Source organism: Sandaracinus amylolyticus (assembly GCF_021631985.1).
GTDB lineage: Bacteria > Myxococcota_A > Polyangia > Polyangiales > Sandaracinaceae > Sandaracinus > Sandaracinus amylolyticus_A.
In genome coordinates this window covers 9,031,022-9,043,690 of sequence record NZ_CP070225.1, presented here as the reverse complement: position 1 = coordinate 9,043,690, position 12,669 = coordinate 9,031,022, and the positions used below count along the sequence as shown (strand labels likewise).

9 protein-coding genes are annotated in these 12,669 nt (G+C 71.8%); 3 read left to right on the top strand and 6 right to left on the bottom strand.

Annotation, left to right across the window (positions count from 1 at the left end):
• Nucleotides 1–7: 7 nt before the first annotated feature.
• Nucleotides 8–451, bottom strand: coding sequence for a YciI family protein (locus I5071_RS38295; RefSeq protein ID WP_236518333.1), 444 nt, complete (start codon nucleotides 449–451; stop codon nucleotides 8–10).
• Between the two features lie 255 nt (nucleotides 452–706).
• Here I5071_RS38295 and I5071_RS38290 point away from each other — a divergent pair, with 255 nt between their 5' ends.
• Nucleotides 707–2,938 (top strand): VCBS repeat domain-containing M23 family metallopeptidase, encoded by a 2,232-nt coding sequence (locus I5071_RS38290; RefSeq protein ID WP_236518332.1) that lies wholly within the window; start codon nucleotides 707–709, stop codon nucleotides 2,936–2,938.
• Nucleotides 2,939–3,047: 109 nt separating this feature from the next.
• On the opposite strand, the gene I5071_RS38285 is transcribed toward I5071_RS38290, so the two are convergent.
• Nucleotides 3,048–4,649, bottom strand: a complete 1,602-nt coding sequence (locus I5071_RS38285; protein WP_236518331.1) for an AbgT family transporter — start codon at nucleotides 4,647–4,649, stop codon at nucleotides 3,048–3,050.
• 15 nt (nucleotides 4,650–4,664) lie between these two features.
• Nucleotides 4,665–5,723 (bottom strand): glutaminase A, encoded by a 1,059-nt coding sequence (glsA, locus tag I5071_RS38280; RefSeq protein WP_236518330.1) that lies wholly within the window; start codon nucleotides 5,721–5,723, stop codon nucleotides 4,665–4,667.
• Between the two features lie 88 nt (nucleotides 5,724–5,811).
• Between glsA and I5071_RS38275 the strand changes: the two genes are divergently transcribed.
• Nucleotides 5,812–7,164 carry a M20/M25/M40 family metallo-hydrolase gene (locus I5071_RS38275; RefSeq protein ID WP_236518329.1) on the top strand — a complete coding sequence of 451 codons (1,353 nt, stop codon included), beginning with the start codon at nucleotides 5,812–5,814 and terminating at the stop codon, nucleotides 7,162–7,164.
• A 2-nt stretch (nucleotides 7,165–7,166) separates the two neighbouring features.
• Nucleotides 7,167–8,753 carry a YfcC family protein gene (locus I5071_RS38270; protein ID WP_236518328.1) on the top strand — a complete coding sequence of 529 codons (1,587 nt, stop codon included), beginning with the start codon at nucleotides 7,167–7,169 and terminating at the stop codon, nucleotides 8,751–8,753.
• A gap of 93 nt (nucleotides 8,754–8,846) precedes the next feature.
• Here the strand turns inward: I5071_RS38270 and I5071_RS38265 are convergent, their stop codons facing one another.
• From I5071_RS38265 to I5071_RS38255, 3 genes are read right to left on the bottom strand one after another with little or no spacing between them, the layout of a single operon-like run.
• Complete coding sequence (locus I5071_RS38265) at nucleotides 8,847–10,478, bottom strand: winged helix-turn-helix domain-containing protein (protein ID WP_236518327.1); 1,632 nt, start codon at nucleotides 10,476–10,478, stop codon at nucleotides 8,847–8,849.
• A complete protein-coding gene (locus tag I5071_RS38260; protein WP_236518326.1) occupies nucleotides 10,475–11,434 on the bottom strand; it encodes a hypothetical protein in 960 nt (319 codons plus the stop codon). The genes I5071_RS38265 and I5071_RS38260 overlap by 4 nt, the downstream gene beginning before the upstream one ends.
• Nucleotides 11,422–12,633 carry a serine/threonine-protein kinase gene (locus tag I5071_RS38255; protein WP_236518325.1) on the bottom strand — a complete coding sequence of 404 codons (1,212 nt, stop codon included), beginning with the start codon at nucleotides 12,631–12,633 and terminating at the stop codon, nucleotides 11,422–11,424. The genes I5071_RS38260 and I5071_RS38255 overlap by 13 nt, the downstream gene beginning before the upstream one ends.
• Nucleotides 12,634–12,669: the final 36 nt, after the last annotated feature.

Below are 12,669 nucleotides of genomic sequence, written 5' to 3'. Positions count from 1 at the left end.
GCTCCGCTCACTTCTTCGCGGCGCGGGCGTCGAGCTCGGCGCGCATGCGGTCCTCGCGCGCGCGCTCCTCGGGCGTGAATTCCGCGCCGAAGTCCTCGGCCTCGAAGATGCGGCGGATCTCGATGGTCGAGTCCTCGGTCTCGCCCTCGGGCATCGGGACGCGGCCCACCCACTCGACCGCCTCGTCCAGCGAGGCGACCTTCCAGATCCAGAAGCCCGCGATGAGCTCCTTGGTCTCGGCGAAGGGTCCGTCGACGACGCGCTTCTTGCCGCTCGGCGAGCACACGACGCGCTTGCCCTGCGCGCTCGGGTGCAGGCCCTCGCCCCCGAGGAGCACGCCCGCCTTGAGCAGGTCCTCGTTGAACTTGCCCATCTCGGTCAGGACCTTCTCGCTCGGCATCTGACCCGCCTCGGACGCCTTGTTCGCCTTGATGATCACGAGAACGCGCATGTCTTCTTCCTCCGCTTCGGCAGGCCCTGCGCCTGCCCTTCGATGGAACGACGAACCAGCGAGCCCCGAATCGACATCGCCCGATCTTTTTTCGCGAAGAGGATCGGCTCGCCGCTCCGGTCCCTTCCGTCCGCGCGCTCCGCGCGCTCCCGTTCGGGCCCTCCGGGACTAGCACTCGGGCGCGGTTCGCGAAGCATCGGTAAGTGCCCGCCGCCCGGCTCGGGTGGTACCCGGTCGAGCCGGAGGAGGCACTCCATGGGCAGACTCTCGACCGCGCTCGTCGTCGTTCTCGTGCTGGGCGCGTGCACCAATGCGCCAGAGGTGGACGTCGCGACCGAAGCGGTGCGATGCAACCCGGTCGTCACCGTGTATCCCGTGCGCGGCCGTCACAACCACGGCTACGACCGGAACGCGGGCAACTCGAGCCTGTGGACCTGCGACGACGCCTACTCCAACGAGGACTTCATCGCGGGCGATCACATCGGCAACGACATCTGGGCGGCCGAGGGCACGCCGGTCGTCGCGACGAGCGCGGGGCGCCTGACCCTCGTCGGCTTCTCGAACTACTCGGGCAACAAGGTCACGGTCATCGACGACTGCGGCTGGTACCACTTCTACTGCCACCTGCAGCGCATCGCGCCGGGGATCCGCGACGGAGTGCGCGTGACCGCGGGCCAGGTGATCGGCTACGTGGGCCGCACCGGCACCGCGTCGAACGGCGTGGTGCACCTGCACTACTCGATCTATCCCGACGGCGACTACGACCGCGGGGTCGATCCCTGGCGCTACACGCACCCCGTCGAGCGGAACGTGTGCGGCGCGAGCTGCACGCCCGGCGCCGAGGTCTGCAACGGGCGCGACGACGACTGCGACGGCAGCAGCGACGAGGACGAGGTGTGCGAGGTCGCGCTGCTGCAGGAGCAGCCCCACGCGTACGCGCCTCCGACCACGACCGACGTGAACGCCGACGGACGCGCCGACGTGTGCGCGCGCGGCGCCTCCGGCGTGCGCTGCTGGACCTCGCGCGAGGGCGGATGGAACGAGGCGGTGCTCGCCGCGGCGTGGAGCGATGCGGGCGGCTGGGGCGACGTCGCGAACTACGCGACGATCCGCATGGGCGACGTCAACGCGGACGGACGCGCCGATCTGTGCGCGCGCGCGAACGACGACGTGTGGTGCGCGGTCGCGACCGCCGACGGGTTCGCCGCGCCCGCGGTGTGGCGCCCTGCGATCTCCGACGCCAACGGGTGGGGCAACCCGCGCTTCTACACGACGCTGCGCCTCGCCGACGTGAACGGCGATCGCCGCGAGGATCTGTGCGCGCGCGACAGTCAGGGCTTCGGGTGCTGGCTCTCCGACGGCACGCGCTTCGATCGCCGGATCGACGGGCCGCGGTGGTCGGACGCCGCGGGCTGGGGCGCGGCGCGGTTCTACGGGACGCTGCGCATGGGCGACGTCAACGGCGATCGTCGCAGCGACGTGTGCGCGCGGAGCTCGGCGGGCGTCGAGTGCTGGCTCGCCGACGGCGAGGGCTTCCCGACGCGCGTGATGGGCCCGGCGTGGAGCGACGAGAGCGGCTGGGGCGCGATGCACTACTGGAGCACGATGCGGCTCGCCGACGTGAACGGCGATGGACGCGCCGACGTGTGCGCGCGGAGCTCGACCGATCTGCGCTGCGTGCTCGCGACGGAGAGCGGCTTCGGTGAGACGGTGATCGTCGCTCCGCTGTCGAACGGGAGCGGATGGAGCGATCGCTCGAACTACGCGACGCTGCGGGTGGGCGACGTGAACGGCGACGGCGCCGACGATCTGTGCGCGCGCGCGAACGCGCAGGTGCACTGCTGGACGTGGGACGGCGACGCGTTCGTCGGGCACGCCGGGCCGGCGTGGGACGACGCGAACGGATGGAGCGCGGCCCACTACTACGACACGATCCAGCTCGCCGACGTGAGCGGCGACGGGCTCGACGACATCTGCGCGCGCGCCGCGGTGGGATGGATCTGTCAGCCCTCGGCGGGCGACTCGTTCGGCGCGGTGATCGAGCTCGGCGACATGAGCAACGATCAGGGTTGGACCGACGCGCGCTACTGGACGACGATCCTCTCGAGCAGCCGCACGTGCCGCAGCGAGATGGAGGCGTGCAACGGGCGCGACGACGACTGCGACGGCGAGGTCGACGAGCACGCGGCGGACGAGATCTGCAACGGCGTGGACGACGACTGCGACGAGCTGGTCGACGAGAACGCGAGCGGCGAGCTGTGCAACGGGCGCGACGACGACTGCGATGGCACCGCGGACGACGGGCTCTCGTGCACGATCGACGAGAGCGACGGTGGGGTGCCGACGCCGCGCGGCGACGGCGGGACGGGCGGCGGGCGCACTCGGGTCGACGGCGGCTGCGCGGTGTCGTCGGGATCGAGCGCGAGCGCGTGGTGGATGGTGATGGCGGCGATGATCGCGGTGGTGACGCGTCGTCGTCGACGCTGAGAGGGTCGCCGTCGCCGTCGCCGTCCACGACCACGTTCACGTCGACGTCAACGACGTGGTCGTGGTCGTGGACGGCGACGTGAACGGCGACGGTCGTTCTCTCGATCGCTCAGAAGCCCCACGGCAGCCCGAGCGCTTCCCACACGAGCAGAAGCCCCGTCCACGCCACCAGCACCCCGACGACATACGGCAGCATCAACGCGACCAACGTGCCGACGCCGGCGCTCTTCTGGTAGCGCTGCGCGAACGTCACGATGAGCGCGAAGTACGGCATGAGCGGCGACAGCACGTTGAACGGGCTGTCGCCCACGCGGTACGCCGCCAGCGCCGCCTCCGGTGACACGCCGAGCCGCATGAGGAGCGGCACGAACACCGGCGCGAAGATCGCCCACTTCGGGATGATGCCCGACATGAAGAGGTCGAGCGCGAGGGTGACGAGGAGCAGTCCGACGAGCAGCGGGATCGCGCCGACACCCGAGTGCTCGAGGCGATCACCCATCCCGACCGCGAGCAGCGTCGGCAGGTTCGTGAAGTTGAAGAGCGCGATGAACTGGCTGATGAAGAAGAGCAGGAAGATCAGCCCGCCGAGCCCGGTCACCGCCTTCTCCATCGCGGCGATGACGTCCTTCATCGAGCCGAACGAGCGCGCGCCGATCCCGTAGCCGACGCCGGCCGCGAAGAAGACCAGGGTGATCGCGACGATGAGCCCGTTCATCAGCGGCGAGTCGCCGATGAGCGCGCCCGTCTCCTGGTTGCGCAGCGGCGCGCCGCTCGGGAGCGAGAGCAGCGCGACGATCGCGAGCACCACGAGCGTGCCGAGCCCCGCGAAGCGGAGACCGCGCGACTCGGCCGCGCGCGAGTGGTCGGCCGCTGCGGGCTCCAGCGACTCGCCGTCGGGCCCGAGCCCGACCGCGCCACCTCTCCACCGTCCGAGCCGGGGCTCGACGATCCGATCGGTGATGACGCCGCAGAGGACGGTGAGCAGCACGACGGAGGCGGCGCCGAACCACCAGTTCGACGTGATGGTGATCGACCGCGTCGGCTCGACCAGACGGATCGCGTCGTTGGTGATCTCGGTGAGGATCCCGTCGGCGGGCTTCACGAGGAGGTTCACGCCGAAGACCGCAGCGACGCCGGCGAACGAGGCGGCGAGCCCGGCGAGCGGATGACGACCGACGCTCGCGTAGGCGCTGGCAGCGAGCGGGACGAGCACGAGGTAGCCCGCGTCGGCGGCGACGCTCGAGAGGATGCCGACGAACACGATGATGTACGTGAGGGCCTTCGCAGGCGCGACGCGCACGAGCTTGCGGATGAGCGCGTTGATGAGGCCCGCGGACTCCGCCACTCCGACGCCGAGCATCGCCACGATGACGACGCCGAGGGCCGTGAAGCTCATGAAGCTCTCGACGACCGAGCCGTAGGCGAACCGGATCCCGTCGGCGCTGAAGAGGCTCTTCGCCGCGGTCGTCATCTGCTCGGCAGCGTGCGTCTCCGGGTTGATCGCGGTGTACGTCACGCTCGCGCCGAGGCTCGCGACCAAGTGGGAGGCGAGCGCGAGCACCACGGTCAGCAGCACGAAGATCACCGCGGGGTGCGGGACCTTGTTCCCGATGCGCTCGACGACGGTGAGAGCGCGCTGGAGCACGCCGCGCTCGGAGCGCGGCTCCTCGCGTCCTTCGTCTCGCCCGGCCTCGTACGTCCCGACGCTCACGGGGTCGCTCCTCCATCACCAGCCGCGCGCCCACTGGGACGAAGGCGGCGCGGCGCGGGCTTCGGCGCGCGGCGCCTCGACCGGAGACGACGTGAAGAGGCTGAGCCCGAGGCTCCTCGAGAGCTCGCGCGCGACGAGCTGTCCTCGGACGCTGTTGCCGGCGGCGTCGAGCAGCGGCGCGAACGAGCCGAGCGCGCCCTTCCCCGGCGCGACCGCGACGATGCCTCCGGCGATCCCGCTCTTGCCGGGGAGGCCGACCTCGTAGAGCCAGTCGCCGGACGTCTCGTACATGCCGGCGGTCGTCATCACCGCGAGCGCGTACGCGCAGCTCTCCACCGAGACGACGCGCTCGCGCGTCTTCGGGTGCACGCCGCCGTCGGCGAGGGTCGCGCCCATGAACGCCAGGTCCTCGGCGGTCACCTGCACGCACGACTGGCGCGTGTAGAGCTCGGTCGCCTCGGTCGGATGCATGCCCAATCGACCGAGCCCGTGGAGCAGCCACGCCAAGCCGTGGTTGCGGTGGTGCGTCTGCATCGCGGACCCGTACATCTCGTCGTCGAGCACGACGGGATGCCCGGCGAAGCGCGCGAGGCCTTCGCTCAGGTGCGCCCACTTCGCCTCGAGGCCCTCGCCGGGCAGATGGCTCGCGGCGGCGAGCGCGCCCGAGTTGACCATCGGGTTGGTGCGCCCTTCGTCGCCGAAGTCGATCGCGGCGGCGGAGTTGAACGGCATGCCCGTCGCGTTCGCGCCGATGAGGCGCCGGCACGCAGCCGGGCCCAGCGCCTCGCAGAGCAGCGCGAACGTGAAGGGCTTCGCGACGCTCATCAGCGTGAACGGGTGTCGTGCGTCGCCGATCGACACGAGGCTTCCGTCGACACCGGCCAAGCTGACGCCGAAGAGCTCGGGTGAGACGCGCGCGAGGGCCGGGTAGACCTCCGAGCACGCGCCCTCGGTGTGGACGCGCGCGTGCTCGAACGCGGCCTGCACGCGGCGCTGCACGTCGGCGGGGGGCGGCAGGTGCCCCGTCGAGACGTAGAGGCTCTCGTCGTCGGGCTCCGCGGAAGAGGGCGGCATGGAATCGCCAGATGCGCCCGTGCCGAGCGACGGCAATGGCGCTCATCGCCACGTTGGCGGGGTCCCGCACGTGGCGATGTCGCCGCGCATGACGGCTCCGATGGACTCCGACACCGTTCGTCGCGCGGTTCGCGATCAGATGCCTCGCCTCGTCGACGAGCTGATGACGCTGACGCGCATTCCTTCGATCTCGGGCGAAGGGGCCGATCCGAAGCCCCTCTTCGAGGCGCACGACTACGTCGTGAAGTTGCTCCGCGAGGCAGGCCTCACCGACATCCAGGATCTCCGGATCCCCGGCAAGGTCGCGCCGGTCATCATCGCGCGGACCCACGCGGCCGAGAGCAGGCCGACCGTGCTGCTCTACACGCACTACGACGTGGTGCCCGCAGGCGATCTCGATCTCTGGGAGACACCGCCCTTCGAGCCGACCCGGCGCAACGGCGCGATCTACGGCCGCGGCATCTCGGACTCGAAGGCGAACATCCTCGCCACGATCGGCGCGCTGCGCGTGTTCGACGGGGCGCCGCCGGTCTCGGTGACGATCGTCTTCGAAGGTCAGGAGGAGGTGGGCAGTCCGTTCGACTTCTATCCTCCCGAAGCGCCGGAGATCTTCCGATCGGACGCGATGATCATCGCGGACAACGGGAGTGTTCGCCCCGGCGTTCCCGCGCTGACGATCAGCCTGCGCGGGTCGGCCGCGGTGACCGTCTCGGCGCGCACGCTCGCCGCCGACAAGCACAGCGGGCAGTACGGCGGCGCCGCGCCCGACGCGCGCATCGCGCTGGTGCACGCGCTGGCGAGCCTCCACGACGAGAAGGGCGACGTCGCGGTGCCCGGTCTGCTGCGCACGCCGTGGCGCGGCATGGACTACCGCGAGCACGAATTCCGCGAGCTCGGCGAGGTGGTGCCCGGCGCGCCGCTCCAGGGAACGGGCACGATCGGCGAGCGGATCTGGTCCGGCCCTGCGATCACGATCACCGGCTTCGACAGCCCGCCGGTGAGCGCGCCGATCAACGCCGTCGCCTCGAGCGCGCGCGCCTCGCTCAACATCCGCGTGCATCCCGATCAGGACGCGGCCGAGGCGCAGGCTGCGGTCATCGCGCACCTCCGGGCGCAGCGGCCCTTCGGCATCGAGCTCGAGGTCTCCGCCGCGGGCGAGAACGGCAACGGCTTCTCGATGAGCGCCGGAGGTCGCGCGCACCAGCTGATGCTCCGCGCCCTCCGTGAGGCGTGGGGCGCCGATCCCGTGGATGTGGCGGGAGGCGGCTCGATCCCGATCGTCATGTCGTTGGCGCGCGCCGTGCCCGACGCCGAGATGCTGCTGATGGGCGCCACCGACGGACACAGCAACATCCACGGTCCGAACGAGCGCGTGCTCCTCGACGAGCTCGAGAAGGCGACGATCGCGAAGGCCGAGTTCTTCCGCACCTACGGAGCGTGAGCATGGCGACGACGAGCCCCACGATGACCGGCGCACCCGCCGTGGCGGAGAGCGAGGCGCCGCCCGCGCGCAAGAAGCGCAAGCTCCAGTTCCCGACCGCAGTCGGCACGCTGACGCTCGTCGCGGTCGTCGTGTGGATCGCGGTGAGCTTCATCCCGTCGGGCGTCTACCAGCACGACGAAGACGGCGCGCCGATCCCCGGCACCTTCACGCGGATCGACTCACCGCTCGACTTCGTCGGGCGCTTGGAGCAGCTCGTCTTCGCGCTGGTCAACGGGCTCTTCGGCATCCAGGGCGACGAAGGCATCGGGCCCTTCGAGTCGGGGAGCCTCTTCGGCGCGGCCGACGTGTTCCTCTTCGTGCTGGCGCTCGGCGCCTTCCTCGAGGTGACGTTCTCCACGCGCGCGCTCGAGACCGGCGTGGGCCGGCTGGCGCAGCGGCTCGGCGATCGCGGTTGGCTCGTCATCGTCGTCGTGATGGTGCTCTTCTCGCTGCTCGGATCGACGATGGGGTTCTCGGTCGAGACGTTCGGCTTCTACGGCCTGCTCGTGCCCTTGGTGATCGCGCTCGGCTACGACCGGATGACGGCGATCGGCGTCATCGTGCTGAGCTCGACCGCGGGCGTCGCGGCGTCGACGGTGAACCCGTTCTCGATCGGCGTGGCGTCGGCAGCCGCGGGCGTGACGCTCGGCGACGGAATCGTGGTGCGGCTCGTGCTCTGGGTGCTCTTCACCGCGATCACGGTCGCGTACGTGCTGCGCTACGCCGCGAGAGTGAAGAAGGACCCGGCGCGCTCGATGACGCCGGAGAGCGAGATCACCGACTCCGAGATCTCGCTCGCCGAGTCCGGTCCGATCGAGCCCCTCACCGGCTCGCAGAAGCTCGTCCTCGCGATCACCGCGGCGACCTTCGGCCTCCTCGTGTTCTCGGTCATTCCCTGGGGCAGCCTGCTCGGCGCGGCGACCGGTCCGGCGGAGTACGAGCACCAGCACGACGTCGCGGGCGTCGACGATCCGTGGTTCCAGCTCGACTGGTGGTTCCCCGAGCTGATCATGCTGTTCTTCATCGCCGCGATCGTCGTCGGGCTGGTGGCGCGTTACGACGAGAAGAAGCTCTCGGGGCTCATCGTGAAGGGCGCCGCCGGCATGATGGCGCCCGGCCTCGTGATCATCATCGCGCGCGGCATCACCGCGATGCTGAACAACACCCAGACGATCGACAGCGTGCTGAGCGCGATGGAGCGCGCGGTGTCCGGGGCGTCCACCGGCGTCTTCGCGACGCTCGTCGCGGTCGTGGGCATGCCGCTCTCGTTCCTGATTCCGTCGACCTCGGGCGTCGCGACGCTGGCGATGCCGATCATGGCGCCGCTCGGCGACTTCGCGGGCGTCGGGCGCTCGCTGGTGATCACCGCGTTCATGACCGGCGGCGCGATGATCATGTTCATCTCGCCGACGAACATCGTCGCGGTCGTCGGCATCGCGATGGCGGGCGTGAAGTTCGACAAGTACTTCAAGTTCGCCCTGCCGCTCTTCGGGATCCTCTGGGCCGTGCTCGCGGTCGTGCTCGTCGGCGCGGCGATCCTCTCGTGAGTGCCGGAGTGCTCGTCCCGCTGGTCCCGGACGGGAGCGCGCGACGCGCGCGGACGGTAGGGACCGGCGGGCGAGCCGATTTTGCTCTTCGATTCACGAGCGGCGGGCGAGGAGGTAGGTCGGCTCGGAGAACGTCGTGTCCTCGACGGCGTAGACGATCTGCCGGCCTTCTTTCTCGCCCACGCACACGCCGTCCTCGGCGAGCGAGCGCAGCGCCTGCTGCACCGCGCGCAGCGAGAGCCCGACGCGCTTGGCGGCGTCGCTCGCGGTGACACGACCGTCGTGCGCGAGCACGCGCAGCACGCGATCGTGGATCGGCGCGGCGCAGCGCGGATCGGGCACCGCGATCGGCGCGCGCAGGCGCAGCGTGATGAGGCCCTGGCCGCGCACGATCTCGCCCGCGCTCTCGAGGTAGAGCCGGGCGCGGGTGACGAGCACCTCGAACACGCCGCGATGCACCACCGCGTCGTAGGGCATCTCGTAGGTGCGCAGGAAACACTCGGCGTCGGTCAGGCCCTCGGGGCCGGCGCACGCGAGCACGGCGACGAGCGTCTCGACGCGACCGCGACGGCGGAGCGTCTTGCGGAGATGGACCCGAGCATGGTGCGCGATCAGCGGGCCTGCCGCGCCGAGCACGCGACGCGGTGATGCGCCGGGCGCAGCGAGCACGATCGCCTCGCTCGCGTCGCGCGACTCGGCGTCGATGCGCATGCAGAGGCCGTGGATCGACGGGGGCGCGGTGAGGGTCTCGCCGCTGCACCACGCCGCGAGCTCGGGATCTTCGGCGCGCGGATCGAGGCGGGCATCGAGCGCGACCATCACCTGGCGCGCCTCGCGCGCGGCGAACGCGATCGGGGCGGCGGCGTCGAAGAGCGCGTGGGCAGCGCGATCGAGCGCGGCCTCCTCACCGGCGGTCGCGGCGCGGAGCACGGCGGCGAGCGCTGCCGCGCCGCGCTCGGCGCGGGTCGCATCAGGCCCGGGTCGCATGCCCTCGAGCGCCTCGGGATCGCCCGCGAGCAGGCGCTCCCAGCGGACCCATGGACGGCAGGGCTCGGCGACGAAGCGCTCGAGCGCGCCGAGGATGCGCAGCGCGAGGTGGGGATGGCGCGCGCTGCGACGGGCTCGCGCGAGGACGAGATGTGCGAGGTGCTCGTGCGCGGGGAGCGCCTCGGTGCGCGCCATGCGCGAGGCACGGCGGGCATGGGCGAGCATCGACGTCACGTCACCGCGGCTCTCGGCGCGCAGCGCGCGCAGGGTGCCCGCGTCGATCACCAGCGGCGCGCCGCCCGCCTCGCGCGCGAGGCGTTCGATCGCGGCGAGCGACGTGTCGTCGTCGCGAGGATCACCACGCATCCACGCCGACCATGCGTGGCCGAGCGCGAGCCAGAGCCGGGGCTCCGAGGACTCGGGGGCGTCGGGCACGAGCGCGCCGTGGAGCGCGACGACGCGCTCGAGCTCCTCGCACGCGAAGCCCAGCACGGCGCGGCGCGCGAGGTGGGCGCACGCGAGCGCGGCGACGGCACGCACCTCGAACGGCGCGACACGATGGGGCGCGATCTCGTCGAGCGAGGGCGGCGCGAACGCCTCGGGATCGAGCAGCGATCCCGCGGCGCGCAGCGCGAGCGACCACGCGTGCTCGAGCGCGGTGGGCGCAGGGCGCGAGAGAACGAGCGCCGCATCGTCGAGCGTCCCTCGGATCAGCGCGGCGTAGGCACGCTCGGTCATCGGAACGTCCCCTCGAGCGCGAGCGACGCGGCTCCGACGCGAAGGGCGATCGGCTGATCGTGGTGCTCGAGATCGAGCACCACGAGCGTGACCAGCGCGGCCACCGAGAGCCCTGCGAGGACGAACCCGGCGATGCTCGCGCCGAGCGCAGCATCGCGCTCGACCAGCACCGCCTCGCAGCCGGTGGCGGGAAGACCGAGCGTGCAGATCTCGTCGTAGGCGCGCTGTCGCTCGTCGACCGCGAAGAAGAAGCCGATCCCCGCGGCGAGCGACGCCGCGCCCAGCGCGGCGGACGCGACGTACCACGCGGTGAGATCCGAGGAAGCGTCCTCGGCCGCGATCGGCGGCGCCGCGAGACGCACCAGCGCCGGCGCCTCGCCGATGGCCAGCGTCGCGCTCGCGCTCGCGAGCACCACGCCCGCGTCGTCGCGGGCCTCGAAGCGATGCTCGCCGGGCGGCAGCCGCACCGCGGTGCTGCGCGGAAGCGGGCCGAAGTCGAGCCCGTCGACCACCAGGCGCGCGCTCCCGCGATCGAGCTCGACGATCGCCTCGCCGGGCTGGAGGTTCGCCTCGATGCGCCGACGACGGCGCCCATCGAGCGACGAGAGCGGGTGCACGCGCAGGAACGCGTCGTAGCTCTGCGCCGAGCGCAGCGGCTCGCCCATCAACATCAGCGCGGCGCCTCGCTCGGCGAGCGCGGCGGGATCGCCGAGCGCGCACTGGCGATCGAAGCGCGCGAGCGCGCCTTCGGCGATCGCGCGCACCCGCGGTCCGCGGCGTCGCGCCTCGGCGATCGCCTCCTGCAGGAGCGCGGTGCCCTCGGCGAGCGCGGCGCGCGCGCCCCGAGGATCGGCCCCGTCGCACTCGGGCAAATCCTGCGCGGCGAGCGCCGATGGAAGACACGCCGACGAGAGCGCGATCGCGAACGCGGCGAGCGATGTGATCAGTCGAGGCACGGGATGCCGGTCGCGGCGCCGCAGTCCGCGTCGGAAGGCGCACGATCGCGCCGCGCGCGGGCACGACGACGGGTGGGTCGCGGCTCGGGCTCCGCGGCCAGCGCGGTGCTCGCAGCGGGTGCGACTGCGGGCTCGGCGGGCGGCGCGGGCTCGATCACGATCGGAGCCGGCGGGGTCGCGATCGCGCGCGGCGGCTCGAGCGGAGTGACCGTCATCGCAGGAGGCTCGTCGCGCTCGGTCACGACGAGCGCCGCGATCCCTCCGAACGCCGTGAGCGCCGCGACGATCGCCGCGCCGACCAGCGCGCGACGCGAGCGCGGCGCAGTGCGACGGTGCACCGAGGTCGGCGGCTCGCGATCGGGCAGCTCCTCGCGCGCCGCCTGGGCGAACGCGCGCGCCAGCTCGAGCGTCGTCGGATATCGACGCTCGCGATCGTGCTGCAGCGCGCGCTCGATCACCCGCTCGAGCTGCGGCCCGACGTACGCGATCGTGCTCGGCGGCGCGTAGGGATCGCCGCGCAGCAGCTTCGCGAGCGCGCTCCGCGAGTCGTCGGACTCGTAGGGCCGCGCGCCGGTGAGCATCTGGTACGCGATCACCCCGAGCGCGTACTGATCGGCGCGCGCGTCGATGTCGCGCCGCCCCTCGGCCTGCTCGATCGCCATGTAGAACGGCGAGCCGATCACCATGCCGGTGCGGGTGTGCTCGTCGTCGTCGACGTCGCGCGCGGTGCCGAGGTCGATGACCTTCGGGGTCTCGCCGGCCTCGGTGCGCGCGAGGAAGACGTTGCCCGGCTTGAGGTCGCGGTGCACCAGGCCGCGGTCGTTCAGCAGCTGCACCGCCTCGGCGATCGGCACCAGGATCGCCGCCGCCTCGGCCGGGGTGAACCGCGTCACACGACGCAGCCGCGACGCCAGGGTCTCGCCCTCGAGCAGCTCCATCGGCAGGTAGATCGTGTCGCCGTCGATGCCCGGCTCGTGCGACTCGACCAGGTTCGGGTGCTGGAGCTGCGACGCGATCGTCGCCTCGCGCACGAAGCGATCGACGAAGTCGGGATCCCGCCCGAGCTCGGGGCGCACCACCTTCAGCGCGCGCAGTTGTCCGGTGACGCGGTTGCGCGCGCGATAGACGACGCCCATGCCGCCCGACGCGATCTCCGCTTCGATGACGTAAGGTCCGAGGGTGTCGCCCGGGGCTGTCACGTCGCGGTCTATGGTACTCCATCGGGAGCGCCGGAC

Coding starts and splice junctions, on each gene's coding strand:
- I5071_RS38290 (WP_236518332.1), top strand. CDS start 707: ATGGGCAGACTCTCGACCGCGCTCGTCGTCGTTCTCGTGCTGGGCGCG.
- I5071_RS38295 (WP_236518333.1), bottom strand. CDS start 451: ATGCGCGTTCTCGTGATCATCAAGGCGAACAAGGCGTCCGAGGCGGGT.
- I5071_RS38275 (WP_236518329.1), top strand. CDS start 5,812: ATGACGGCTCCGATGGACTCCGACACCGTTCGTCGCGCGGTTCGCGAT.
- I5071_RS38270 (WP_236518328.1), top strand. CDS start 7,167: ATGGCGACGACGAGCCCCACGATGACCGGCGCACCCGCCGTGGCGGAG.
- I5071_RS38265 (WP_236518327.1), bottom strand. CDS start 10,478: ATGACCGAGCGTGCCTACGCCGCGCTGATCCGAGGGACGCTCGACGAT.
- glsA (WP_236518330.1), bottom strand. CDS start 5,723: ATGCCGCCCTCTTCCGCGGAGCCCGACGACGAGAGCCTCTACGTCTCG.